Genomic DNA, 26,254 nt, shown 5'->3' with positions numbered 1-26,254 from the left:
TATCCGGCCTACCGGCCCCGACGAAACCATTCGGTAAGAAGGAACACGATTATGAGCTTTAACACCATCATCGACTGGAACAGTTGTAGCGAAGAACAACAACGCGCTCTGCTGATGCGCCCGGCAATCTCCGCTTCGGACAGCATCACCCGCACGGTGGTTGAAATCCTCGACAATGTTAACGCGCGCGGCGATGACGCCCTGCGTGAATACAGCGCGAAATTCGATAAAACTCAAGTCGACGCGCTGAAAGTCTCCGCGCAGGAAATTGACGCAGCCAGCGCCCGCCTGAGTGATGAACTCAAACAAGCCATGGCCGTGGCGGTGAAGAACATCGACACTTTCCACATGGCGCAAAAACTGCAAACCGTTGATGTGGAAACCGTGCCCGGCGTGCGCTGCCAGCAAGTGACTCGCCCTATCGCCTCGGTTGGCCTTTATATCCCTGGCGGCTCCGCACCGCTTTTCTCTACCGTATTAATGTTAGCGACCCCCGCGCGTATCGCCGGTTGCCAGAAAGTGGTGCTCTGCTCGCCGCCGCCGATTGCCGATGAGATTCTCTACGCGGCGAAACTGTGTGGTGTTCAGGAGATCTTCAAAGTTGGCGGTGCACAAGCGATTGCCGCGCTGGCTTTTGGTACCGAGTCCGTACCGAAAGTCGACAAAATCTTTGGGCCGGGCAACGCCTTTGTGACCGAAGCGAAACGCCAGGTTAGCCAGCGTTTGGACGGCGCGGCAATCGATATGCCTGCTGGCCCGTCTGAAGTACTGGTGATTGCCGACAGCGGCGCAACCCCGGATTTTGTCGCCTCTGATTTGTTGTCGCAGGCGGAACACGGTCCCGATTCGCAGGTCATTTTACTGACGCCGGATGCCACCATGGCAACCCGCGTGGCGGAAGCCGTTGAGCGTCAACTGGCCGATTTGCCCCGCGCGGAAACCGCCCGTCAGGCGCTTTCTGCCAGCCGCCTGATTGTGGCGCGCGATTTGGCGCAGTGCGTTGCCATTTCCAATCAGTACGGTCCGGAACACTTAATCATTCAAACCCGCGACGCCCGTTCGCTGGTCGAGAGCATCACCAGCGCCGGTTCGGTGTTCCTTGGTGACTGGTCGCCGGAATCCGCAGGCGATTACGCCTCCGGCACGAACCACGTTTTACCAACTTACGGTTACACGGCTACCTGCTCAAGCCTGGGCCTGGCCGATTTCCAGAAACGCATGACCGTGCAGGAGCTGTCGCGCGACGGTTTTGCGCGGCTTGCCAGCACCATTGAAACGCTGGCGGCGGCTGAACGCCTGACCGCCCACAAAAATGCCGTCACGTTGCGTGTTAACGCGCTGAAGGAGCAAGCATGAGCATTGAAGAACTGGCGCGTAAAAATGTGCGCGAATTGACGCCTTACCAGTCCGCCCGCCGCCTCGGCGGCAAGGGTGATGTGTGGCTAAACGCCAATGAATTCCCGACGGCGGTAGCGTTTGACCTGACACAGCAGTCCTTAAACCGCTACCCGGAGTGCCAGCCGAAAGCGGTGATTGAAAATTACGCCCAGTACGCCGGCCTGAAACCGGAACAAGTGCTGGTCAGCCGTGGCGCGGATGAAGGCATCGAGTTGCTGATTCGCGCGTTTTGCGAACCCGGCCAGGATGCGGTGCTGTTTTGCCCGCCGACCTATGGCATGTACAGCGTCAGCGCCGAAACGCTGGGCGTTGAATACCGCACTGTGCCCGCGCGCGCCGACTGGCAACTGGATTTGCAGGGCATCGCTGATCAACTGGACGGCGTAAAGCTGATTTATGTTTGCAGCCCTAACAACCCGACCGGGCAAATCATCAATCCGCAAGATATGCGGGTGCTGCTGGAGATGACGCGCGGCAAGGCGATTGTGGTCGCCGATGAAGCCTATATTGAGTTTTGCCCACAGGCGACGCTGGCAGGCTGGCTGAGCGAATATCCGCATTTGGTGGTGTTGCGCACCTTGTCGAAAGCCTTTGCGTTGGCCGGTTTACGTTGCGGTTTTACCCTCGCCAATGCGGAAGTCATCACCCTGCTGCTGAAAGTGATCGCCCCTTATCCACTTTCTACGCCGGTGGCGGATATCGCCGCGCAGGCGCTCAGCCCGCAGGGCATTGTGGCGATGCGCGAGCGCGTGGCGCAGATCCTGGTTGAACGCCAACATCTGGTTAGCGCGTTACGCGATATTCCGTGCGTTGAACAGGTGTTCGACTCGGAAACCAACTATATTCTCGTGCGCCTGACCGCTTCCAGCGCGGTGTTTAAATCGCTGTGGGATCAAGGCATTATTCTTCGGGACCAGAACAAACAACCTTCTTTAAGCGGCTGCCTGCGCATCACAATCGGTACCCGCGAAGAGAGCCAGCGCGTCATCGACGCTTTACGTGCGGAGCAAGTATGAGCCAGAAGTACCTGTTTATTGACCGTGACGGAACACTGATTTCCGAGCCGCCAACTGATTTTCAGGTGGATAAATTCGACAAGCTGGCGTTTGAACCGGCGGTGATCCCGGAACTGCTGAAACTGCAAAAAGCGGGCTACAAATTGGTGATGATCACCAATCAGGACGGTCTGGGCACCCGCAGTTTTCCGCAGGCGGACTTTGATGGCCCACACGACCTGATGATGCAGGTGTTCAGTTCGCAAGGTGTTGAGTTTGAAGAGGTGCTGATTTGCCCGCACCTTCCGGCTGATGAGTGCGATTGCCGCAAGCCGAAAGTCAAAATGGTCGAACGCTGGCTGGCAGACGGTGCGCTGGATCGCGCCAATAGCTATGTGATTGGCGATCGCGCTACCGACATTGAACTGGCGAATAACATGGCCATCGGCGGCCTGCGCTACAACCGCGAGACGCTGAACTGGTCGATGATTGGCGAGCAACTGACGCGCCGCGACCGCTATGCGCACGTCGAACGTAACACCAAAGAGACGCAGATTGACGTCAAAGTGTGGCTGGATCGCGAAGGCGGCAGCAAGATCAACACCGGCATCGGTTTCTTTGACCATATGCTCGATCAAATCGCGACTCATGGCGGTTTTCGCATGGAGATCGCGGTGAAAGGCGATCTCTATATTGATGATCACCACACCGTAGAAGATACCGGCCTGGCGTTGGGTGAAGCGCTGAAACTGGCGCTTGGCGATAAGCGCGGCATTAACCGCTTTGGCTTTGTGCTACCGATGGATGAATGCCTGGCGCGTTGCGCGATGGATATTTCCGGTCGCCCGCACCTTGAATATAAAGCCGAGTTTACTTACCAGCGCGTGGGCGATCTGAGCACCGAAATGGTCGAGCATTTCTTCCGCTCGCTCTCCTACACCATGGCGCTGACGCTGCACCTGAAAACCAAAGGCAAAAACGATCACCACCGCGTGGAGAGTTTATTCAAAGCCTTTGGCCGCACGCTGCGTCAGGCGATCCGCGTGGAAGGCGACACCCTTCCCTCCTCAAAAGGAGTGCTGTGATGAATGTGGTGATCCTGGATACCGGCTGCGCCAACCTCAATTCGGTGAAATCCGCCATTGCGCGCCACGGCTATGAACCGCTGGTCAGCCGCGACCCGGATGTGGTGTTGCGCGCCGACAAACTGTTTCTGCCGGGCGTTGGCACTGCGCAAGCGGCGATGGATCAACTGCGCGAACGTGAGCTGATCGAATTGGTCAAAGCCTGCACCCAACCAGTACTCGGTATATGCCTCGGTATGCAACTGCTCGGCCGCTTTAGCGAAGAGAACCGCGGCGTGGACCTGCTGGGCATTATTGATGAAGCGGTACCGAAGATGAAAGATGTCGGCCTGCCCTTGCCACACATGGGCTGGAACCAGGTTTATCCAAAAGCGGGTAACCGCCTGTTTCAGGGTATTGATGATGGCGCCTATTTCTACTTTGTGCACAGCTACGCGATGCCGGTGAATGGCAACACCATCGCGCGTTGCGATTACGGCGAGCCGTTTACCGCCGCCGTGCAAAAAGACAACTTCTATGGTGTGCAATTCCACCCTGAACGCTCCGGTCGCGCGGGCGCGCAGTTGCTGAAAAACTTTCTGGAGATGTAATGATTATTCCGGCTTTAGATTTGATTGACGGCACTGTGGTGCGTCTGCACCAGGGCGATTACGCGCAACAACGGGATTACGGCAACGATCCGCTGCCGCGTTTGCAGGATTACGCCGCCCAGGGCGCAGAAGTGTTGCATCTGGTGGATTTAACCGGCGCGAAAGACCCGGCGCGTCGCCAGATCCCGCTGCTGAAAACGCTGGTCGCTGGCGTGAATGTCCCGGTGCAAGTCGGCGGTGGCGTGCGTACTGAAGAAGATGTTGCTGCCCTGCTCAAGGCGGGCGTCGCGCGTGTGGTGATCGGTTCAACCGCAGTAAAATCCCCCGAAGTGGTAAAAGGCTGGTTTACCCGCTTTGGCGCAGACAAATTAGTGCTGGCGCTGGATGTGCGTATTGATGAACAGGGCACCAGGCAGGTGGCGATAAGCGGCTGGCAGGAGAACTCCGGTGTGACGCTGGAAGCGTTGGTTGAAACCTATCTCACCGTCGGGCTGCAACACGTGTTGTGCACGGATATTTCCCGCGACGGCACGCTGGCGGGTTCCAATGTGTCACTTTATGAAGAAGTTTGCGCGCGCTGGCCGCAGGTGGCGTTCCAGTCTTCTGGCGGCATTGGCGATTTGCACGATATTGCCGCCCTGCGCGGTACAGGCGTACGCGGTGTGATTGTCGGGCGCGCGCTGCTGGAAGGTAAATTCACTGTGAAGGAGGCCATTCAATGCTGGCAAAACGGATAATCCCTTGTCTTGATGTGCGTGATGGTCAGGTGGTGAAAGGCGTGCAGTTTCGCAATCACGAAATCATTGGCGATATTGTGCCGCTGGCAAAACGTTACGCCGAAGAAGGCGCGGATGAGCTGGTGTTCTACGATATCACCGCTTCCAGCGATGGCCGCGTGGTGGATAAGAGCTGGGTTTCGCGCGTGGCGGAAGTGATTGATATCCCCTTCTGCGTGGCAGGCGGCATTAAGTCTGCGGAAGACGCCGCAAAAATTCTCTCGTTCGGCGCGGACAAAATCTCCATCAACTCCCCGGCGCTGGCCGAGCCGGAACTGATCACCCGGCTGGCGGATCGCTTTGGTGTGCAGTGCATTGTGGTGGGGATTGATACCTGGTTCGATGCGGCGAGCGGCAAATATCACGTCAATCAATATACCGGCGACGAGAGCCGCACCCGTGTCACACAGTGGGAAACGCTGGACTGGGTGCAGGAAGTGCAAAAACGCGGTGCCGGGGAGATCGTGTTAAACATGATGAATCAGGATGGCGTGCGTAACGGTTACGACCTGGAGCAATTGAAAAAGGTGCGCGCGGTCTGCCATGTGCCGCTGATCGCTTCGGGCGGCGCAGGCACCATGGAACATTTTCTTGAAGCATTCCGCGATGCGGATGTCGATGGCGCACTGGCCGCATCGGTATTCCACAAACAGATTATTAATATTGGCGAATTAAAAGCGTACCTGGCAGGCCAGGGCGTGGAGATCAGGGTATGTTAACAGAGCAACAACTGGCCCAACTGGACTGGGAAAAAACCGACGGACTGCTGCCCGCCGTGGTGCAACATGCGGTTTCCGGCGAAGTGCTGATGCTGGGTTATATGAACAAAGAGGCGCTGGCGAAAACGCTGGAAAGCGGCAAAGTGACCTTTTTCTCCCGCACAAAAGGCCGCCTGTGGACTAAAGGGGAAACCTCCGGTCACTTCCTCAATGTGGTGAATATTGCGCCGGATTGCGATAACGATACGCTGCTGGTGCTGGTTAACCCGATTGGGCCAACCTGCCATAAAGGGACGTCCAGCTGCTTTGGCGAGACCAGTCACCAGTGGCTGTTCTTGTATCAGCTTGAAGAACTGCTGGCCGCGCGCAAAACCGCGGACCCGGCAAGCTCCTATACCGCAAAATTGTATGCCAGCGGCACCAAACGCATTGCGCAGAAAGTGGGTGAAGAAGGTGTGGAAACCGCGTTGGCAGCCACGGTGAATGACCGCGAAGAGTTGACTAATGAAGCGTCTGACCTGATGTATCACCTGCTGGTGCTATTGCAGGACCAGCAACTGGATCTGACGACGGTGATTGAGAACCTTCGTAAGCGGCATAAATAACAGACGTAAAAAAACCGGGCGCTGCCCGGTTTTTCGTATTTATGCTTTTTATGCTTTCGGCTGGTAGTTTCGCAACGCATTACGCATCAGTACAAAACCCGAACCGATAATCGCCCCCAAAATGAGAGCCAGTGCAAGTGTCAGCGCTTTGCGAGGGCTATCGCGATGGATAGGCAATGATGGCTTCATCACATAGCGGTAGCTATGGATGCTCTTCGGTTGCACGACAATCGTCTGTAAATCAAGAAGATTTTGACGGGTTTTATAATAATCGTCAGAGAAGACCAGCGGGCGAGAGGATTCGTTTTTGATCATCGACTGCAGCGCCGCACTGCCAAGCAGGAACAGGGTATCCTGCGACACATTTTCCGTCTGCTGCACTTGCGGAGAGTGCACTTCCGCTTCTTTCGCTACGGCAAGCGCCTGTTCAATCTGTTTGATGCGCAGATCTTTTTGCTCTTGAGCCACTTTTTCCTGCGTCGACAATGACTCAACTAAATTTTCGGTACGGGATTTGGTGTTGATTTTTAAATCATCAACCAGTTCCTTTGCGATGAGTTGATCAATTCGCTCAATATATTCTGCGAGTTTGCGCTGAGCTTCTTTTGCTGTAGTGGCCTGGTAGGTGACTTTCAGTGGCAACGGTTGTCCCTGCACCGCTGTATTAATTGTTAAATTCTCAGGAATTGCCTGGTTACTCAGCGTTTCAGCAAGGGCGGAAAAAGCAGAATTAAAACGTCCGATAACCCGTTGCTGAATATCGCCGATATCAAAATTATCGTCATTGCTGAGCACACTCATTGCACTGGTGTAGTTGGCAATCTGCCCGGCATCCGGTGAGCTGATCACAGCGACGGAGGTCCATTTTTCTTTGGCGAAAGTCAGATAGACACCAGCAATAACGAGCGTAAATGCAATAAAAAAGGCTACGATCCATTTAGCACGCCAGATTTGCAACAAAACCTCAATTAAATCAATCTGTTCAGCATCATTGCTCTGCCTGAAATTCAGGTTATTTTTTTCGTGTGTCATAGCTACCCTAAATGAGAAGCGCAAAATAGAATTATAGAGCGCGAGTTTAGCGGCTCGCTTTTTTTTTTCTATAGGATTACGTGTAAATAAAGTTCAACGAACATTATTTAACCATCCACGTACCTAAAAATGCATGACCTTTGTAACGCAGTCATTGAATAAGAGACAAAACCGATAAAAACGGCCCGTGCGGGCCGCCATGCAATGTTATTTATGATTAGTCGTTATTAAATAAATCGCGGGTATAAACTTTGTCTTCAACGTCTGCCAGCTCTTTGGCCATGCGGTTTGAAATAATGACATCGGCTTCTTTCTTAAACGCCTCTAGATCCCGCACAACGCGCGAGTGGAAGAACTCATCTTCCTGCATTACTGGCTCATAGACGATAACTTGCACGCCTTTCGCTTTAATACGCTTCATGATCCCCTGAATCGATGAAGCGCGGAAGTTATCAGACCCGCTCTTCATCACCAGACGATACACCCCCACGACCTTCGGTTTGCGGGCGAGAATTGAATCCGCAATAAAGTCTTTGCGGGTGCGGTTTGCGTCAACAATCGCCGAGATAATGTTGTTCGGTACCGACTGATAGTTAGCCAGCAGCTGTTTGGTGTCTTTCGGCAGGCAGTAACCACCGTAACCGAATGATGGGTTGTTATAGTGATTGCCGATGCGCGGGTCGAGACAGACGCCTTCGATAATCTGGCGGCTGTTTAGCCCCAGGCTTTCAGCGTAGCTGTCCAGTTCATTGAAGTAAGCGACGCGCATTGCCAGATAAGTATTGGCGAACAGTTTGATGGCTTCGGCTTCGGTGGAGTCGGTAAACAGCACACGAATATCTTGTTTGATTGCACCTTCTTGCAGCAGCGCCGCGAAACGCTCTGCACGCGCTGAGCGCTCACCGATCACAATACGCGACGGGTACAGGTTGTCATAAAGCGCTTTACCTTCACGTAAAAACTCCGGTGAGAAGATGACATTATCAATGCCAAAGCGTTCTTTAATTGACTGGGTGAATCCCACCGGAATGGTGGATTTGATGATCATCACCGCCTGCGGGTTAATTTCGTGAACATCACGAATAACGGCTTCTACGGTGCTGGTGTTGAAGTAGTTGGTTTTCGGATCATAGTCAGTCGGCGTGGCGATGATGACGTAATCAGCACCACGGTAGGCGTCCTGCTTGTCCGTTGTCGCACGAAAGTTCAGCGGCTTATTCTGCAAATACTCCTGGATTTCCTTATCAACGATTGGAGAAATCTTTTGATTAAGCATATCAACTTTGGATTGCACAATATCGAGCGCCACGACTTCATGGTTCTGCGCGATCAGAATCCCGTTTGAAAGCCCAACGTAACCTGTTCCGGAGATTGTTATTTTCATTCGATAAGCAACTTTTGTGAGTGTATGAAACCGAAGATGACGACTCCGCCGCCATCGCTTTATATCAATAACTGTTGGGGTTTTTACCTCTTCTGTTGAGAGAGTGTCAATAAGACAAGTTGCGCTTAAGAACGGCGTCTTTGCTGAACTTCGCTGGCATTTTTCTTAAAAATTGGCCAAATGTGCCCGCTATCATCGCGGTTAAGCGCAAAAAAAGCCCGGTTACGGTAACCGGGCTTGCATAAACCAAACGAATGATTATCAGATTAATCCAGCCACTCGGTATGGAATACGCCGTCTTTGTCAGTACGCTTGTAAGTGTGCGCACCGAAATAGTCACGCTGTGCCTGAATCAGGTTTGCCGGCAGTACTGCAGAACGGTAGCTGTCGTAGTACGCCACCGCAGCGGAGAACGTCGGCACCGGAATACCGTTTTGTACCGCGTAAGCCACAACGTCACGCAGCGCTTGCTGGTAATCGTCAGCGATTTTCTTGAAGTACGGTGCCAGCAACAAGTTTGCGATAGCGGGAGTTTCAGCATACGCGTCGGTGATTTTCTGCAGGAACTGCGCACGGATAATGCAACCCGCACGGAAGATCTTCGCGATTTCGCCGTAGTTCAGATCCCAGTTGTGCTCATCGGACGCCGCACGCAGTTGAGAGAAGCCCTGCGCGTAGGAAACGATTTTACCGAGGTATAGCGCGCGGCGTACTTTCTCAATAAATTCGGCTTTGTCGGTAGCCAGAGTCGCCTGCGGGCCAGACAGCACTTTCGAGGCAGCAACGCGCTGCTCTTTCAGAGAAGAGATATAGCGTGCGAATACGGATTCGGTGATCAGCGACAGTGGTTCGCCGAGATCCAGCGAGCTCTGGCTGGTCCATTTACCGGTGCCTTTGTTCGCCGCTTCATCAAGGATCACATCAACCAGGTATTTACCCTCTTCATCTTTCTTGGTGAAGATATCTTTGGTGATGTCGATCAGGTAGCTGCTCAGCTCGCCAGCGTTCCACTCGCTGAAAGTTTTCGCCAGCTCTTCGTTGGAGAGGTTCAGGCCGCCTTTCAGCAATGCATAGGCTTCTGCGATCAGCTGCATATCACCGTATTCGATGCCGTTGTGCACCATTTTCACATAGTGACCCGCACCGTCCGGACCGATATAGGTCACGCACGGTTCGCCATCTTCTGCAACCGCAGCGATTTTAGTGAGGATGGGCGCAACCAGTTCGTAAGCGTCTTTCTGGCCGCCAGGCATGATGGAAGGGCCTTTCAGCGCGCCTTCTTCACCACCGGAAACGCCGGTGCCGATAAAGTTGAAGCCTTCAGCGGAAAGTTCGCGGTTACGACGGATGGTGTCCTGGAAGAAGGTATTGCCACCATCAATAATGATGTCGCCTTTTTCCAGATATGGTTTCAGGGATTCGATTGCTTTGTCAGTCCCCTCGCCGGCTTTCACCATCAGCAGAATGCGGCGCGGAGTTTCCAGGGATTCGACAAATTCTTGCACGGTGTAGTAAGGAACCAGCTTTTTGCCCGGGTTTTCGGCAATCACTTCTTCAGTTTTTTCGCGGGAGCGGTTGAAGACGGAAACGGTATAGCCACGGCTTTCGATGTTCAGCGCCAGGTTGCGCCCCATTACCGCCATACCAACAACGCCGATTTGTTGCTTGGACATTACATACTCCTGTCAGGTGTGGTCACCGCGGCATACGCGGCTTGAAATGTGCCAGAGATGTTAACTCAGGATAGTCAAAAGAGGATAGCGTTTGATGCGCTAAGGGAAATGAATGCCTGAATCGTGCGCGCAATAAACACGTCCCCCAGGGCATTTATCCCCCGGCACGCTGGCTTTTTAACATAAAGCCAGGGCGATGCCGAAGGACATTTCAAGCGATTAGAATTACTTAATGAGTTGATTTTTAATAATATCTTTAAGACCGAGAGCGTTGGCGTCTTTGGCGGAAAGAAGCGGGACTTGTGCGGCCGGAATCGGCCATGCAATATCCACATCTTTATCATCCCAGCGCAGAGACAGTTCTGATTGCGGGGCATAATAACCCACACATTTATAAATCACCTCGGCTGAGTCGCTCAACACATAGAACCCATGCGCGAAGCCTTTTGGAATCCATAACTGGTGTTTATTTTCGGCAGTGAGTTCAGAACCAACCCATTGACCAAAGGACGCGGATCCGGGTCGAAGATCGACCGCGACATCAAACACGCTCCCCTGAACACATCGAACTAATTTGCCCTGCGCGAAAGGTTCCTGCTGAAGATGCAGCCCTCTTAGCACATTTTTTTTGGACTTTGAATGATTGTCCTGAACAAACTCACCGGTCACACCAGTCACATCTTCGAATAATTTTCGATTAAAACTTTCGAAGAAAAAGCCGCGATCATCGCTAAAAACCTTGGGTTCAAAGAGTAATACATCGGCAATATCAGTTTTGATAATGTTCATTACTGCGCGTCTTTTATCATCTTAAGCAGGTACTGACCGTACGCGTTTTTCGACAGCGGTTCGGCGAGTCTTCGGATCTGTTTTGCGTCAATGAAACCTTTACGATAGGCAATTTCTTCCGGGCAAGAGACTTTTAACCCCTGACGCTGTTCAATGGTGGCAATAAAGTTGCTGGCTTCGATCATGCTCTGGTGCGTGCCGGTATCAAGCCAGGCATAACCACGGCCCATCATGGCGACAGAGAGCTCTCCCTTCTGCAAATAGAGGCTGTTGATATCGGTAATTTCCAGCTCACCGCGTGCAGAGGGCTTGAGGCTTTTTGCCATCCCGACAACACGGTTATCATAGAAGTAGAGCCCGGTAACCGCATAATTACTTTTCGGTTCACGCGGTTTTTCTTCAAGGGAGATTGCCGTGCCGTTGCTGTCAAACTCCACGACACCATAGCGTTCTGGGTCGTTTACATGGTAGGCAAAGACGGTCGCACCGCTCTCCTGATGGATTGCTTGTTCCAACTGTCTCGGCAGATCGTGGCCGTAAAAAATATTGTCGCCCAATACCAGGGCACAACTGTCGTTGCCAATAAACTCTTCGCCAATAATGAACGCCTGTGCCAGCCCATCCGGGCTTTGCTGAACTTTGTAGTGCAGGTTCAACCCCCACTGGCTACCGTCGCCCAGGAGTTGTTCAAAACGCGGCGTATCCTGCGGTGTGCTAATAATCAGGATGTCACGGATACCCGCAAGCATCAGTACTGAGAGCGGATAGTAGATCATCGGTTTGTCGTAGATCGGCAACAATTGCTTGCTCACCGCCATCGTCACGGGATAAAGACGGGTCCCGGATCCGCCCGCAAGAATAATACCTTTACGTGTTGTCATTTGTTCTCCGCATGCAGAAGGCGCAGCATTCTGGCTTTAGCAATTTTTTATTTGGCAGTCGTGGCACTAAGCCACTCATTGAGCATACGTTTCACACCTGTTTCCCACTGCGGCAGAACCAGATCGAATGTCGTCCGGAATTTCGTTGTATCCAGCGTTGAATTCAGCGGACGTCGGGCCGGAGTGGGATAATTATGCGTGGCAACAGCATTTAACGACTTAATGGCCAACGATATACCGGCTTTTTCCGCTTCGGCAAACACCAACGCAGCGTAGTCATACCAGGTTGTAGTTCCCGCAGCCACCAGATGATACAACCCCGCCACCTCCGGTTTTTGCAGCGCAAGTCGGATGGCATGAGCCGTGCAATCAGCCAGTAATTCAGCGCCCGTCGGAGCACCCACCTGATCATTAATAACAGAAAGTTCAGCCCGCTCCTGCGCCAGCCGAAGCATCGTCTTTGCAAAGTTATTCCCTTTGCCTGCGTAGACCCAACTGGTACGGAAGATCAGATGCTTCGGGCAATGCTGCTGAAGGGTTCTTTCGCCGGCCAGTTTAGTTTCGCCATAGATGTTTAACGGCCCGGTTTCATCGCTTTCCCGCCAGGGGCGATCGCCAGTTCCAGGAAAAACATAGTCTGTTGAATAGTGGACAACCCATGTGTTCAGCGCGGCAGCTTCCCTCGCAATCGCTTCGACACTGGTCGCATTAAGTAATTGCGCAAACTCACGTTCAGATTCGGCCTTATCGACAGCCGTGTGGGCAGCCGCGTTGACGATCACGTCCGGGCGTACACGGCGTACGGTCTCTGCCACACCCTCAGGATGACTGAAATCACCACAGTAATCGGTGGAGTGGACATCGACGGCGATCAGATTGCCCAGCGGAGCCAGAGAGCGTTGTAGCTCCCAACCAACCTGACCTGTCTTACCGAATAACAGAATGTTCATCAGCGTTTCTCGTAATTCTCTTCAATCCAGGTTTTATACGCGCCACTTTTTACATTTTCGACCCAGCGAGCGTTATCCAGAAACCACTGCACGGTTTTACGGATGCCGGATTCGAATGTTTCTTGCGGCTTCCAGCCCAGTTCCCGGCCGATTTTGCTGGCGTCAATCGCATAGCGCCTGTCGTGTCCGGGGCGATCGGCGACAAACGTAATTTGGGCGCGGTAGGAAACAGCTTTCGGCACCATTTCATCAAGCAGATCGCAGATGGTGTACACAACATCAAGGTTCTGTTTTTCGTTATAGCCGCCAATGTTGTAGGTCTCACCAGCCACGCCTTCTGTCACCACGGTGTACAGCGCGCGGGCGTGATCTTCGACATAAAGCCAATCGCGTATTTGATCGCCTTTGCCATAAACCGGCAACGCCTTGCCTTCAAGCGCATTGAGAATAATCAGCGGGATTAGTTTTTCCGGGAAATGATAAGGGCCGTAATTGTTGGAGCAATTGGTCACGATGGTTGGCAGACCGTATGTTCGCAGCCAGGCGCGAACAAGGTGATCGCTGGACGCTTTCGATGCGGAGTATGGACTGCTTGGCGCGTAAGCCGTTGTTTCAGTAAACAGTGGCAGCACCTGGGGATGTTCGTCCGGATGCGGCAAATCGCCGTAGACTTCATCCGTCGAAATATGGTGAAAACGAAAAGCTTTTTTCGACTCATCGCGCAAGGTTAACCAGTAATTGCGAGCCGCTTCAAGTAAGACGTAAGTACCGACGATATTGGTTTCAATAAAGGCCGCCGGACCAGAGATAGAACGATCAACATGGCTCTCTGCGGCAAGATGCATGACAGCATCCGGTTTATGTTCAGCGAAAATACGCGCCATTTGGACGGCATCACAGATATCGGCATGCTCAAAAGCATAACGGTCGCTCTCTGAAACCTCAGCGAGAGACTCCAGATTGCCGGCATAGGTTAATTTATCAACGTTTACCACGGCGTCGCGGGTATGTTGAATGATATGTCGGATAACCGCAGAACCGATAAAACCGGCGCCGCCTGTAACAAGAATTTTCACGCTATCAATTCCGTCTATGAATGAAGAGATAAGATTTTGTCCGTCAGGCCTGTCTCGCGACATCAAGAGCCTACAACGCGATTCAGGAATTATAAGCGGATACACAATTTCTTAGCCTGATGCAATTGAAGCAAGGAAAGGCATAGTTCAATGAGTGGATTACAAAGGGGAAAATAGCCTTTTTTCAAGCTATTGTTTTGCTAAATAAAACAATGGCGGCTAAACCTGCTTGCCGCCATTGTGTTTGCAGCAGACTTAGAGCCAGGGAGGAGGTGCTTTGGCGTAGTTCACGTCGAATGGCCCTTCTTTCACTTCCATCATGGAAGCATACTCAGACAAACATTCAACGCTGTGGATATCACCGGGCGCAAATTCAATGACAGAGACGCCATGCTGCGGTCCGGCGGTAAAAGCGTGGCGAACCGAACCATCCGGATTGTAGAGCTTCACCTCAAAACTGCCCTGCATCACGATGAACATTTCCCACTGATGAGGCAGCTCGTGGTAATGAGGATCAACATAGCTTCCCTTCACCATCGCAATAATCAGCCGTTGGACCTTATCCTGATGGCTGTTGTGCATAAGATAATGCGCGCGCTTGCGCTCAGATGCCGCGGCCTCAGTGAATAAGCGCTGCATAATTTGCTCTTCAATTAAATGCATTTTTCGCCTCTAACTGAGTTTCAATTGTCTGTGCTGCTGCGCATACGGAAAATTGCTGTTTCAATAATTCCTGCGCATTGCGCCCCAGGCACTGACGAAGGTCTTTTTCCAGACACAACCGTTCCGCAGACTGCAGTAGCGCGTCATCTTCGCCATTAACATGAATGAAACCAGCTTTGTTGACGTTGATTATCTCAAGCAGATCATTTCCACGATTCACACTGCCCAATATGGGAAGGGAATGAACCATGTAACCTAATAATTTCCCCGGGAAATTATGTGCTGTATGTTGTGCGGAAAGTGAAAAGAGACCGACATCGATCTCATTGAGAATACATTTGAACTCAGACTGGTTCACCGATGGCAAATAGCTGAAGTTGGTCAAACCCCATTCTTTTGCCAGCTTATTGATCAACTCCACTTCATCGCCCTGCCCGACAAACAGGAAATGGGCTGAGACGTGATGTTGCATATTTCTGGCTAATCGCATGAGGTTAGCCATATCCTGCGCATGGCCGATGTTTCCGCCGTAAAAATAAATGACTTTATCCTGCAGCCCTAATTTTTCACGGATAGAAACGTAGTTATCATCGGGATGTCCAACCGCAGAGATACTCGCCCAATTGCGCAAAACTTCTCCAGGATAATGCCCGTGTTGTTCTTTGAACACCTGGAGATTTTTTTCCGACATCAGCCCGATGCTGTCCGCCTGTTTATACGAGTAACGTTCGAAAAGACGAAAGTATTTTTCAAATAATGTTCCGGCACGTAATAAGCCAGCATCGATGACCCATTGAGGAAACAGGTCGCGCAAGACCAGATAAGCCTTGCAAGAGCAGCGTCGTTTAAGGTGGTAAACCAGGCGGCCCCAGAAAATAGACGGTGAATAATAGATGATGCCATCAAAAGTCGAAGGCTGGACGTTATCTTTTATTGCGAGCCAGGCGCGACATGAGAGTAGTGTCTCATTGACAGCCCGCAGAATTTTATTCACATCTTTTATCGGCCCGCTTCTAAAGCGCCAGATGTTTACACCATCGAGCTCATCGCAAATGAGGCGCTGAGCGATCGTCGGGTCAGGGGTGATGACAGTGACCTGATGCCCATGAGTGACTAACTCAACCGCCAGCTCATGAAACATCTTTGCACCAACGCGAGTACTGTTAGGCAAATAATCATCGATGATGAGTGCAAGTTTCATTAATACTCTTTCCAGACCACTCGCTTAACATAGTCAGTATATGAATGGATGATTCTGACAACCTTATCAGAAACGTTTGGCATACTGTAGTCGTAGACCGGACGAAGCAGACGCTCTTCACCGCGAGGTTGTGTTTCCAGAATAGCCAGTGCCTGCAATACGCGCTCTACGCTAAGCCCAGCCATCATGACTGATGCTTCTTCAAAACCTTCCGGGCGCTCATGAGCTTCCCGAATATTCAGGGCAGGAAAATTCATAATAGATGATTCTTCCGTAATCGTTCCACTGTCAGACAACACGGCTTTGGCATGCTTTTGCAGATGGTTGTAGTCATGGAACCCCATCGGCTTCAGCAACTGAATATTCTTGTGGAATACAATGCCTGCGGCTTCGATGCGATTGCGTGTACGCGGATGGGTGGAAATAATAACCGGAAGATCATATTTCTCAGCAATCGTATTCAGTGTGGTTGCCAGACCAGAAAGTTGTTTCGGCGAGTCTACATTCTCCTCGCGGTGCGCACTCACCACAAAGTACTGGTGTTTTGTCAGCTCCAGGCGAGCCAATATGTCCGAACCATCAATTTGCTGCATGTAATGATTGAGAACTTCAAACATTGGGCTACCGGTCTTAATGACACGATCCGGCGGTAAGCCTTCGCTGAGCAAATAATCTCGTGCAATATCGCTGTAGGTTAAGTTGATATCCGCAGAGTGATCCACGATACGGCGATTAATCTCTTCCGGTACACGTTGATCAAAGCAACGATTACCCGCTTCCATATGGAAAACCGGAATACGGCGGCGTTTTGCCGGGAGTACGGACATACAGGAATTGGTATCGCCAAGCACTAATAGCGCTTCTGGCTGGATCTCTTCAAGTACTTCATCGACTTTTATGATGACTTGACCAATCGTAGTGGCCGCATTTTTGCCCGCAGCACTGAGAAAATAATCAGGTTTTCTAACACCCAGATCGTTAAAGAAAACTTCATTGAGTTCGTAGTCATAATTCTGCCCCGTATGAACCAGCGTGTGGTCACAGAATTCATCCAGCTTTGCCAGAACGCGCGACAGACGAATAATCTCAGGGCGCGTACCCACAATCGACATGACTTTCAATTTTTTCATGATAAAGCTCTCGTTATAGTATCTGGTGCATTTCTGTCGAAAATTTCATTCGCCCACAACATCACGATGAGCTCATTCGAGCCGGTGTTAGTAATATCATGAGTCCAGCCGGGAACCGTTTCAACAATGGTGTATTGGTCAGACGTTACTTCCAATTGATACTTTTCACCCGTAATCACATGCTCAAATTTAAATAGCGCAGCACCCTGAATAACAAGGAATTTTTCATTTTTGGAATGGTGGTAATGCCCACCACGCGTAATGCCTGGATGGGCAGTAAAAAATGAGAATTGGCCGGCATCACGTGTTTTCAGCATTTCACAGAACACGCCCCGCTGATCACCGTAGGAGGGTACCTGGTAGCTAAACTGTGCGGGAGAAAGATAACTTAGCCAGGTTGAATAGAGCGCCCGCTCAAAACCAGTGCCAACGGCTTCTGTGATCAACGTTTGGCGACTCTCTTTAAAAGTATAGAGAAGGTTCGCAACCTTACCCACGGTGGTGGGATATTGAGGCTCGACGAAACAATAGCCGCTTTGGGTGTTTTCTTGCAGCAGCTTAACGAGCGCGGAACATACGTCATCGACATAAACCAATGTCACTTCAGCATCAGGATTATGGATCTCAACATCTTTGTCCGTCGCAATGTTATGGCAAAAGGTAGCAACAAAGGAGTTGTAATTAGGTTTGCACCATTTACCAAAAACGTTTGGGAAGCGGTAAATATAGTAACTGGCACCGCTTTTTTCAGCATAAGCGCGCAGAGCATGCTCAGCGTCCGCCTTGCTTTTACCATACGCATTGTCGTATTCGGCCTGAATAGACGAACTGAGCATAACGGGCGTTTTCAGCTTAGCAGCCAGCAAGGTATCGATGATTTTCTGCGTAAGCCCAGAGTTACCCGCGAAGAATTCATTTTCATCTTTTGGCCGGTTCGTCCCGGCAAGATGAAAAATGAAATCAGCGGTTTTAACGGCGGTATTGAATTCATCAACTGAAGAAGAACGATCAATTTTGATCAGATCGTGATAACCCATTTCTTCCAGCCGCAAGCACAAATTACGGCCAATAAAGCCTTCGGAACCTGTGACGAGAATTTTCATATCATGCATCCAGCTCGTACTCTTCACCCGCGCGTAATGCATTAATAAATGAAAGCTTTAATAACAGCTTTTTCATTCCTTCCACATCAAGCCGCTGCGTGTTATGGGAGTTATAATCCTGTACTTCCGAAATACGTTTGTCACCCTGCTCAACATATTTTCCGTAGTTCAAATCGCGCAGATCCGGTGGTACGCGGTAGTAATCACCCATATCAATGGCCGCGATCATTTCTTCACGACTTAACAGCGCTTCATAGAGTTTTTCACCGTGGCGGGTACCGATAACTTCTACCGGGTGATCCGGCGTATTCAGAACATCTTTCAGCGCCAGTGCCAAAGTCTCGATTGTTGCTGCAGGGGCTTTTTGTACGAAAATATCACCGCTGTTGCCGTGCTCGAACGCATACAAAACCAGATCGACAGCATCTTCAAGCGTCATCATGAACCGGGTCATGTTCGGATCCGTGATGGTGAGGGATTTACCTTGCTTGATAAGGTCAACGAACAGCGGGATCACCGAACCACGTGATGCCATGACATTCCCGTAGCGCGTACCACAAATAACAGTCTTGGTACTGTCAACATTGCGCGACTTGGCGACCATCACTTTTTCCATCATTGCTTTGGAAATACCCATGGCATTGATCGGATAAACAGCTTTATCAGTGCTCAGGCATACAACGCGCTTAACTTCGTTGGCGATTGCAGCCTCAAGCACGTTTTCCGTACCCAGGACATTGGTCTTCACGGCCTCCATCGGATGGAATTCGCATGACGGGACTTGTTTTAACGCAGCGGCGTGATAAATAAAATCAACACCGCGACTGGCATTGAGAATGCTTGAGTAATCGCGTACATCGCCTATATAGAACTTGAGTTTGCTATTACTGTATTTTTTCCGCATGTCATCTTGTTTTTTCTCATCACGAGAGAAAATTCGGATCTCTTTAATGTCCGTATCCAGGAAGCGATTAAGCACTGCGTTACCAAAAGAACCTGTTCCACCTGTAATCAACAGGACTTTATCTTTAAACATAATCATACCATTCTAGTTAAGAAAATCGGTGAGCTTGATGAGCAACATAATTATAACTGTCAGAAAAAAAACAAATAACGTTGGGTATAACAACCCTAATACATTAGGATGCTGTCGGATTACTTTTTGATAAGTCACAAAACTGTAGACGAAATACGATATCGTCGTACTGAGCGCTGTACCCAGCATACCCAACAGCGGTGTTAAAATAACGACTAATCCGATGTTCACAATAGCAGTCATTATTGTAATTCCTGAAAGCTGTCTGGCTTGCCTGTCATAAAACAGATAAGATGAATAATAATAATAGAAAGACAGGAAATAAAGACCAGTCAGAATGGAATAGATAACCCAAAAAATATCGCCAAGATTATATTTAAGCTTAAGATAGTAAAGCACGATATTAATTGTTAAAACAGTGCCAAACCACAGCACGGTAACCGCGCTAAAGAATGATAAATAAAATTTTCTGGTAGAAAAAAAATGAAAACTCTTAACACATATTTGCGGAATACCTAGCGCCAAACTACTGTTTATGATCATATAAATTGCAGCAACTGCATATGAAAAAGAATAATATCCCAGCATTTCATTTCCGCCGAAATATTTAACAAAAAACCGATCGGAACCTGATGTCACCCATTGCGCAACAGTATGTGGCAAAATGCCTAACGCAAACAAAATGATAGCCTTTTGTGCGCTGATTTTCCTGAACATTGCGCAGGTGCTAACTTTGATCCCGAAGGTTATTTTTATATACGGTATAATCACTACTGTGTTGGAAACTGCAAAGACAATTAATAAAACGTCAACGCGTGCGAGTAAATCAGCGTGGTAGAAATACAAGAGAGCTAATAACGCTATCAGCAGAACCATTTTACTCATACATAAAATGAAGTAATTATAAGCTGAGCTTCTAAATCTGACGGTGGTCGTTACTAGTAAAAAGATAGCTTCCCAAAAAGCGTAAATAATTATTAGCAAAAAGTATTGTGGAACCCAACAGTAAACAAGGATACATCCTAAACTAATGACAAATGCTATTCTGTTGAAAAAAGCAGTGAAGAAAAGCGCAGTTCGAAATCGCTCATAAACTTCCCGACCGATAATTGAAGAAATATTTATGCTAATAAATGGAATAAGTAATTGTACGATAATAATGTAGAGCGAAAACTGGCCATAATCAGCAATTGACATAAAGGATGCCAGTACAGGAAGTATCAGGAACATCCCTCCCCGACTGAAACCAGATGCTAAGCCATATAAGACTAGATTTCTCATCCTCGCACCGCTGCAATGATATCGTCAGTTGTTGTCTCTTCACTCCATTCAATTGTTTTATATCCCATCATCTCATATTCATTCCCTAACGTTGAACTTCTATAAATACAGACTTTGGGCGACGGAAAGCGCTTATTCAGACATAAGTCATTTTCATCAATTTCATTGAGAACAGCTTGAGTAGTAAATAATGGGTGCGGTCTGAACTTTACATCTACTTTACCATTTTTTAGCTGTTGGTAAATTTGCAACTCCGCTTCAATGAAGAAGGGGTTACTGACTATCAGGCAATCGCATTTGTCATCCTGATCTATTTGCAAATTAGCTTTGAGATAATTTAAATTGCTAACGGGATGTGTATAAATATTATTATTAAATATATCGATTTGTTTGTCACTAAACGCTCTAAGGGAATTTATATTATCAAGTTTGTGAGCGGGGTAATATTCATTATCTATCAGGCCATGCTGAATAACATTCACATCGAAGAGTGCTGTACCCGCGATTAATGTAATCCAACGATCGTAATGATTTGTCAGTGTTATACTTTTAACACCACAGCGTGATAATTTTTCCAGATAAAAAGAGAATAGAACCAACTCAAACACATTGGCAGTATGTAGATAATAATTCACTCGACTACCAAGTAAAAATCGCACCGAATAATAAAGAGAGATGAAGTAGCAAAGCAAAATACACAGTGGAGACAGCGTACTGACAAAGTATAGTTTTGTGCCTTTGACGCAATGTAAGTACGGCAAATCATTAGCATACTCTCGATGCAACTCAACAATTTTGGGTGATGCTGTAAAAGAAAGAAATAATGAATCTGTTTGCGCGAATTTAATGTCCTTTTTTTCTAAAAGGCTCAGGATAAGCTGAAACACGTAATAAACGGGGATTGCAGGTATAAAAAACAAAGAGCGCCATACTTTAAGCCGTCCTTTGAAGCGGGCAACTTTAAATAATGCGATGCCAGATGATTCCAGACCGAATTTCTTTACTAAATAATCATCAACCCGAGATTCATTTTCGAGTGAACTCTTTATGAGATTATATCGGCTTCGTCGTCCATGGAACCACATTATATTTAACCTCTTTAAACATAAAATAAACAATGATAAGGTACGGGTACATGTAGAAATCAGTCCACAATATTAAACCGCCTCGCAAATGACTCATTAAATATATGAATAAATTAAACCAGATAAAAAGATAGATGACCTTATTACTATAGAGCATCCGCACGTATATCTTTGAGTACACAAAAATAAAAACAGCCAATGGAATCAACCCGAGCCAATAACCGAAGCTGAAGAACAAATCTACCTCAACAGGAAACTGAACGGTTGCCCTGATATTCCATGCCGTCGGGAAATACATATTCGTTAAATATGCACTAATATCAAAAAAAGCATCTTGCCCAGTAAATAAATTAGCAAATTTGTTAAAAGGTAAGAAGAAAGAGAAAACCTCAAGCGGATAATGTTTCTCTTTAATAACAAGAAGCAATGAGTCCAGAGTATCAAAATAGTTTAGTGAATAACCCAATACATCATTGAGTGTCATCCAGGAAGCATTACGAAAATAGTTACCCAAAACAAATAGCAACGCCGCTGGCATGAAAACGCTGAGCGCTATCCGGATATTAAATTTACGACAAAATATCCAGGTTGCAAAAATTAGCAAAAAGTAATGAATTATCTTTTGTTTACTGCCAATAAAAGGACTTAGCGCCAACACTACTATCATCAAACTTAGAAGAACGAATATCCCCCTATACTTCAGACGTATAAAGAAAACAAACAGTGGAAGGATCAGAGAAAAAATCAAATACCATGTCCCAGCACCTTGCCTTGTCAAAAAAGCACGATCAAGATTTTGTTGCCAATGCGTTACCCCTCCCGTCATTTGTATATATAAAACGAAAGAGATAATGATGACACAAGCCATCAAAAGTAATTTCGACTGTGCAACCTGGATATTGGAAAAAGAAGACAGGTGAAAATTAGAGCGCGTTTCAGAGGTATACTCCACCATCATGGCAACGAGCATTAATACCGTATAACTACTGGCTAAATAGAGATAAGCCTGGTAAACGATGTCGCTGTCAAATGCAGTTTCCTGATATCGCCTTGCGAAAATAGGTGCGAGCCCAAACCATAAGAAATAATACAAGAAAATCATATTTCTCGGTGACAATAGAAAACGCGGTTTGTTAATAGAGTATACGCATGCAGCAAAAATAATAAACAGCCAGCTTTGGGGAAAGACATTCATGCCCATCAAAAAAGACAAATAACAAAACATCGTTAGGAATGTTTTGTGCACGATAGAAATATCACACCTAATATTAAGCATATTTTTTCACATATGTTAGGGGGAATATTTATAAGCTGAAACCATCATCAACCACAATGTTCTGCCCAGTGACATAACGCGAGTGGTCTGAGAGAAGGAAAAGAATCGAGCCAATAATTTCGCCAACATCCAACATTCCTGCGCCATGCGTAAATGACCGGTATGCGTTGCAAAATGCTTCAGGTTGATTATCAAAAATGCCACCCGGGCTGACAGCATTGATGCGGAAACGGCTATCGTTCACATAAGCAATAATATATTTATTGAGATGCAGGAGAGCCGATTTAATCGCGGCATACTCAACAGGCATGGTCATTGGCGTATTGTTATAAACCTCAAATCGAGGTGCTATTACGCCATAGATAGATGAAATATTAATCACGGAGAGTGGTTTTTGTTTACTTTTAAACAACGCAGCACATTGCTGAGTAAATAAAAATGCACTGCCCAGATGTAGAGATAAGTTTTCATTGAAGCTTGCCATTGAGACATCAAAGAAATGCTTACCGTATTCTTTATTACGAGGATAAGTTGCGTTGACTGCACCATCGATATCCGTGAGATTCGAAAAAAAGTCTTTCAGCTGGCTTTCATCAGTAATATTGACTTGTCTGAAATCGATTTTCTCATTTGTAATATCAACACCCAACGTCCCTAATCTGCTCTGCATCGCATCAATATTGATGTCTGCAGCGATAACAGCAGCATGATGCTTCAAACACTCCTGAACGAGGCGTGAACCCAGCAGGCCACCGGCCCCCAGAATTAGAATGATTTTATTTTTCAACATTTTTGGATTCTTCGTTTTTCAAGTTGATCAATATCTCGGCCATGTGAAAATCATAAATGTCATCGATATCCACAGCTCGCTCCTTGGGAATAAGCACCGATGTTACTTTGCCGGAGAAAAGCCCGTAATTATTCATAATGAAATCAGGGCTGGCTACATACACAACAGTCGTAATATCAAAAACATCAGGGCTATCCTGACGACGGGAAACTGTACCTGTGGGTTGAATAACCAACTCAACACAGCCAGCTTGATCCATCTTCACCATATTAAAATAAGGACTTCTACCCGCTGGTGTAACGCCAATACAAATATCAGCGTTCATTTCCGCTTTCTTCTGTATTGCCTGCTCAACATCTTGCACAGCGCGCAGTGGGCTTGTCGCAGGAAGACTCACGAAATTATCAAAGGAACCATAATTAGCTGTGACCCATTCAATAGCATGCCGCCAGGCTAGCCACTCAGGACTTGTGTCGCTGGCCAAATCAGCAGGTCTGTCGATAACAATTGCATCCTTTTCGCGCGCGCATTGCTTGATCGCTTCATCATCAGTTGAGACAAACACTTCACTAATAGAGCTTGTCGCTTTCGCAATCTCAATTGAGTAATGCAATAAAGGTTTACCTGCGAGGGGTTTTATATTTTTACCCGGCAACCCTTTTGAACCACCGCGAGCGAAAATAAAGGCAATATTTTTCATATTAGTTCGCTATATTATTAATTTGTTCAATCAACTTAACGGTAGCAACCGCATCCTCGAGAAGGATGCAATTATTATTTTCACCTGCAATTAATTTTACAAAATCCATTAACATATCCATGTATAACAGATTGCGGTCATAATCCTGATCTTCATAAATAGTTTTTGTACCTGAAGCATCATGCAAAACTAAACAGTTTGCGATGAGATCCCATTCCAGCCGACCGTTAGTACCTATAAAAGAGCATTTTCGATATGCTTTGCGTTGTAGAAAATCTAGATGAATATTCACAACCGTGTTCTTTTTTGCAACGGCCATAACGTCAACCAGATCTTCTACATCTATTTCGAGCGTTCCAGAATTTCTAATAACCGCATATTGAACATGCAATTCACCTAAAAGCCAGCGGGTATAATCTAATTCATGACTAAGCTCAAGCAATGCTCCGCCACCCAGTTTTTTTTGGGCTGATACACAATTTTTATAATTTTTCACCCGCCAGTCGGGAAGATATTGTCCAACGGCAATATCTGCATTCAGTAATTTACCAATAATCCCGTTATTTAATTCCTGCCACAGCGCTTGAGCAGATGGCATATAACGTAAGCAGTAACCCACTGCAACGGGCGTTTTATTTTTTTGGTACGCGCCGAGTAATTGCATGCCATCATCTAAAGAGGCCGTCACGGGTTTTTCGATTAGTACAGGAATACCTGCTTCAATGAAACTCAACGCGTGACTAGCATGGAAAGGCGCTGGCGAAGCCACAATGGCCATATCAAGTTGGTCAATCACATACGCGATATTACTAACAACCTCATCACAATCACTAACCGTTTCCGCCACCTGCCGTCCCGATGAAGGAACGGCATATATTTTGGCTTGTGGAAAAAGCAGTCTGATATTCCTTCGATGTCGGTTTGCTATATTTCCTAAACCTATGACAGCAATATTTTTCATCAATCAAGTCCCAATGAATAAATATCAATTTGCGCGCGTTTGAAATCATCCATTCTACCGATATCCAGCCAATACTCATGAATGGGAAACATCAATACATTATCTTTTTGCTGCATGCGGCCTTCAAGCAAAGAAGGCATATCAATATGGTGATTTTTCGGCACACTTTTGAATATGCCAGGAGAAACAACATATATACCCGCATTTACAAAAAAGTGATGCACAGGTTTTTCTTGCATTGATATGATTTTATTCCCATCTCCCGTGATAACACCATATGGTATCTGATAGTCATATTCACGAACACAAATTGTGGCATCAGCACTATTATCACAATGGTATTGAAGTACTCGTTCGAAATCCACGTTTGTGAGAACATCACCATTCATCATAATTAATGGCAAATCGTCTGAAAGTGTATTAGGTAGCAAACCTAATGCTCCACCTGTTCCTAGTGGATTATCCTCATGAACGTAATGAATATTGGCATCAAATGCTTCGCCATTGCCGAAATAATCCATGATGACCGTCGGCATATAATGCGTGGAGATATAGAGATTCTTGAATCCTGACCTGACAAAGCTACGAATAACCGTTTCCAAAATGGGCTTATTGCCTATTTTCAGCATTGGCTTTGGACAGCTATCAGTCAGTGGTTTGAGACGCGTCCCAAATCCTCCTGCCATAATAAAGACTGGGTTTTCATAACTGCGTTTTTCAACGGTCTGAATTGTCTCAAGGCCAATCACTTTACCATTTTCGATAACTGGTATTGATAAAATACCGTGGGAAGACATCAAGGCATTGAGCTTATTAGAAGATACACCCGTACCGACAGTAATTGGTTTATCATTCATGACCAAAGCAACATGTGATGCTAACTCAAGATTATTCAGCAGCCCTCTACGAATATCACCATCTGTAACGACACCAAGCAACTCTTGCGCATCATTGACAACCAATGCAATTCGCAATGCTTCGCGATTGATTATTTCAAGCGCATCCCGGATGGTGTTGTCTGGTTTTATGAGTACATTCTTCCATTGCTGCGTCATCTTCTACACCTTCCTACGTG

General features: G+C 47.7%; 26 protein-coding genes. 7 read left to right on the top strand and 19 right to left on the bottom strand.

Annotated elements, in window-relative coordinates:
- Nucleotides 1-51: 51 nt before the first annotated feature.
- The 7 genes from hisD to hisIE are packed head-to-tail and all read left to right on the top strand — an operon-like array spanning nucleotide 52 to nucleotide 6,168.
- Nucleotides 52-1,356, top strand: a complete 1,305-nt coding sequence (gene hisD, locus AAEY27_RS08365; protein WP_342324583.1) for a histidinol dehydrogenase — start codon at nucleotides 52-54, stop codon at nucleotides 1,354-1,356.
- Complete coding sequence (hisC, locus tag AAEY27_RS08360) at nucleotides 1,353-2,414, top strand: histidinol-phosphate transaminase (protein WP_342324582.1); 1,062 nt, start codon at nucleotides 1,353-1,355, stop codon at nucleotides 2,412-2,414. Before hisD ends, hisC begins: the two co-directional genes overlap by 4 nt.
- On the top strand, nucleotides 2,411-3,478 hold the full coding sequence (gene hisB / locus AAEY27_RS08355; protein ID WP_342324580.1) for a bifunctional histidinol-phosphatase/imidazoleglycerol-phosphate dehydratase HisB: 1,068 nt from the start codon (nucleotides 2,411-2,413) through the stop codon (nucleotides 3,476-3,478). The genes hisC and hisB overlap by 4 nt, the downstream gene beginning before the upstream one ends.
- Entirely contained in the window at nucleotides 3,478-4,068 is a 591-nt protein-coding gene (hisH, locus tag AAEY27_RS08350; protein ID WP_342324578.1) for an imidazole glycerol phosphate synthase subunit HisH, read from the top strand. The genes hisB and hisH overlap by 1 nt, the downstream gene beginning before the upstream one ends.
- The gene (gene hisA / locus AAEY27_RS08345) at nucleotides 4,068-4,805 is read left to right on the top strand and encodes a 1-(5-phosphoribosyl)-5-[(5-phosphoribosylamino)methylideneamino]imidazole-4-carboxamide isomerase (RefSeq protein ID WP_342324576.1); all 738 of its coding nucleotides are present in this window, start codon (nucleotides 4,068-4,070) and stop codon (nucleotides 4,803-4,805) included. The genes hisH and hisA overlap by 1 nt, the downstream gene beginning before the upstream one ends.
- Nucleotides 4,787-5,563 carry an imidazole glycerol phosphate synthase subunit HisF gene (gene hisF / locus AAEY27_RS08340; RefSeq protein WP_342324574.1) on the top strand — a complete coding sequence of 259 codons (777 nt, stop codon included), beginning with the start codon at nucleotides 4,787-4,789 and terminating at the stop codon, nucleotides 5,561-5,563. The genes hisA and hisF overlap by 19 nt, the downstream gene beginning before the upstream one ends.
- Entirely contained in the window at nucleotides 5,557-6,168 is a 612-nt protein-coding gene (gene hisIE / locus AAEY27_RS08335) for a bifunctional phosphoribosyl-AMP cyclohydrolase/phosphoribosyl-ATP diphosphatase HisIE (RefSeq protein ID WP_342324573.1), read from the top strand. Before hisF ends, hisIE begins: the two co-directional genes overlap by 7 nt.
- A gap of 48 nt (nucleotides 6,169-6,216) precedes the next feature.
- On the opposite strand, the gene wzzB is transcribed toward hisIE, so the two are convergent.
- From wzzB to AAEY27_RS08240, 19 genes are all read right to left on the bottom strand, one after another.
- Nucleotides 6,217-7,200: an LPS O-antigen chain length determinant protein WzzB gene (gene wzzB, locus AAEY27_RS08330; RefSeq protein ID WP_342324572.1), complete on the bottom strand. Its 984-nt coding sequence runs from the start codon at nucleotides 7,198-7,200 to the stop codon at nucleotides 6,217-6,219.
- A 217-nt stretch (nucleotides 7,201-7,417) separates the two neighbouring features.
- Nucleotides 7,418-8,584: a UDP-glucose 6-dehydrogenase gene (ugd, locus tag AAEY27_RS08325; protein WP_342324571.1), complete on the bottom strand. Its 1,167-nt coding sequence runs from the start codon at nucleotides 8,582-8,584 to the stop codon at nucleotides 7,418-7,420.
- Nucleotides 8,585-8,850: 266 nt separating this feature from the next.
- Nucleotides 8,851-10,257 carry an NADP-dependent phosphogluconate dehydrogenase gene (gndA, locus tag AAEY27_RS08320; RefSeq protein ID WP_342324569.1) on the bottom strand — a complete coding sequence of 469 codons (1,407 nt, stop codon included), beginning with the start codon at nucleotides 10,255-10,257 and terminating at the stop codon, nucleotides 8,851-8,853.
- A 225-nt stretch (nucleotides 10,258-10,482) separates the two neighbouring features.
- Nucleotides 10,483-11,046 carry a dTDP-4-dehydrorhamnose 3,5-epimerase gene (gene rfbC, locus AAEY27_RS08315; protein ID WP_342324567.1) on the bottom strand — a complete coding sequence of 188 codons (564 nt, stop codon included), beginning with the start codon at nucleotides 11,044-11,046 and terminating at the stop codon, nucleotides 10,483-10,485.
- Nucleotides 11,046-11,927, bottom strand: a complete 882-nt coding sequence (gene rfbA, locus AAEY27_RS08310; protein WP_342324565.1) for a glucose-1-phosphate thymidylyltransferase RfbA — start codon at nucleotides 11,925-11,927, stop codon at nucleotides 11,046-11,048. The genes rfbC and rfbA overlap by 1 nt, the downstream gene beginning before the upstream one ends.
- A gap of 47 nt (nucleotides 11,928-11,974) precedes the next feature.
- Nucleotides 11,975-12,877, bottom strand: a complete 903-nt coding sequence (rfbD, locus tag AAEY27_RS08305; protein ID WP_342324563.1) for a dTDP-4-dehydrorhamnose reductase — start codon at nucleotides 12,875-12,877, stop codon at nucleotides 11,975-11,977.
- Nucleotides 12,877-13,953 carry a dTDP-glucose 4,6-dehydratase gene (gene rfbB, locus AAEY27_RS08300; RefSeq protein WP_342324561.1) on the bottom strand — a complete coding sequence of 359 codons (1,077 nt, stop codon included), beginning with the start codon at nucleotides 13,951-13,953 and terminating at the stop codon, nucleotides 12,877-12,879. Before rfbB ends, rfbD begins: the two co-directional genes overlap by 1 nt.
- Nucleotides 13,954-14,208: 255 nt before the next feature.
- Entirely contained in the window at nucleotides 14,209-14,616 is a 408-nt protein-coding gene (locus AAEY27_RS08295; RefSeq protein WP_342324559.1) for a WbuC family cupin fold metalloprotein, read from the bottom strand.
- Nucleotides 14,603-15,817, bottom strand: coding sequence for a glycosyltransferase family 4 protein (locus AAEY27_RS08290; RefSeq protein WP_342324557.1), 1,215 nt, complete (start codon nucleotides 15,815-15,817; stop codon nucleotides 14,603-14,605). The genes AAEY27_RS08295 and AAEY27_RS08290 overlap by 14 nt, the downstream gene beginning before the upstream one ends.
- Nucleotides 15,817-16,947, bottom strand: coding sequence for a non-hydrolyzing UDP-N-acetylglucosamine 2-epimerase (gene wecB, locus AAEY27_RS08285; RefSeq protein WP_342324555.1), 1,131 nt, complete (start codon nucleotides 16,945-16,947; stop codon nucleotides 15,817-15,819). Before wecB ends, AAEY27_RS08290 begins: the two co-directional genes overlap by 1 nt.
- Nucleotides 16,944-18,050: a UDP-2-acetamido-2,6-beta-L-arabino-hexul-4-ose reductase gene (wbjC, locus tag AAEY27_RS08280; RefSeq protein WP_342324553.1), complete on the bottom strand. Its 1,107-nt coding sequence runs from the start codon at nucleotides 18,048-18,050 to the stop codon at nucleotides 16,944-16,946. Before wbjC ends, wecB begins: the two co-directional genes overlap by 4 nt.
- 1 nt (nucleotide 18,051) lies before the next feature.
- A complete protein-coding gene (fnlA, locus tag AAEY27_RS08275) occupies nucleotides 18,052-19,086 on the bottom strand; it encodes a UDP-N-acetylglucosamine 4,6-dehydratase/5-epimerase (RefSeq protein WP_342324552.1) in 1,035 nt (344 codons plus the stop codon).
- 12 nt (nucleotides 19,087-19,098) lie between these two features.
- Nucleotides 19,099-20,367, bottom strand: coding sequence for a lipopolysaccharide biosynthesis protein (locus tag AAEY27_RS08270; RefSeq protein WP_342324551.1), 1,269 nt, complete (start codon nucleotides 20,365-20,367; stop codon nucleotides 19,099-19,101).
- On the bottom strand, nucleotides 20,364-21,452 hold the full coding sequence (locus tag AAEY27_RS08265; protein ID WP_342324550.1) for a hypothetical protein: 1,089 nt from the start codon (nucleotides 21,450-21,452) through the stop codon (nucleotides 20,364-20,366). Before AAEY27_RS08265 ends, AAEY27_RS08270 begins: the two co-directional genes overlap by 4 nt.
- Entirely contained in the window at nucleotides 21,421-22,554 is a 1,134-nt protein-coding gene (locus AAEY27_RS08260; protein WP_342324548.1) for a hypothetical protein, read from the bottom strand. The genes AAEY27_RS08265 and AAEY27_RS08260 overlap by 32 nt, the downstream gene beginning before the upstream one ends.
- Nucleotides 22,555-22,756: 202 nt before the next feature.
- On the bottom strand, nucleotides 22,757-23,518 hold the full coding sequence (locus AAEY27_RS08255) for an oxidoreductase (RefSeq protein ID WP_342324546.1): 762 nt from the start codon (nucleotides 23,516-23,518) through the stop codon (nucleotides 22,757-22,759).
- Nucleotides 23,505-24,218, bottom strand: a complete 714-nt coding sequence (locus AAEY27_RS08250) for an acylneuraminate cytidylyltransferase family protein (RefSeq protein ID WP_342324544.1) — start codon at nucleotides 24,216-24,218, stop codon at nucleotides 23,505-23,507. The genes AAEY27_RS08255 and AAEY27_RS08250 overlap by 14 nt, the downstream gene beginning before the upstream one ends.
- 1 nt (nucleotide 24,219) lies before the next feature.
- Nucleotides 24,220-25,179: a Gfo/Idh/MocA family protein gene (locus tag AAEY27_RS08245; protein ID WP_342324542.1), complete on the bottom strand. Its 960-nt coding sequence runs from the start codon at nucleotides 25,177-25,179 to the stop codon at nucleotides 24,220-24,222.
- Nucleotides 25,179-26,234, bottom strand: a complete 1,056-nt coding sequence (locus tag AAEY27_RS08240) for a nucleotidyltransferase family protein (RefSeq protein WP_342324540.1) — start codon at nucleotides 26,232-26,234, stop codon at nucleotides 25,179-25,181. The genes AAEY27_RS08245 and AAEY27_RS08240 overlap by 1 nt, the downstream gene beginning before the upstream one ends.
- Nucleotides 26,235-26,254: the final 20 nt, after the last annotated feature.

The sequence above is a fragment of the Kosakonia sp. BYX6 genome (assembly GCF_038449125.1).
GTDB lineage: Bacteria > Pseudomonadota > Gammaproteobacteria > Enterobacterales > Enterobacteriaceae > Kosakonia > Kosakonia calanthes.
Note: the sequence above shows the minus strand (reverse complement) of the source record. Positions and strands in the feature narration are given on the sequence as shown.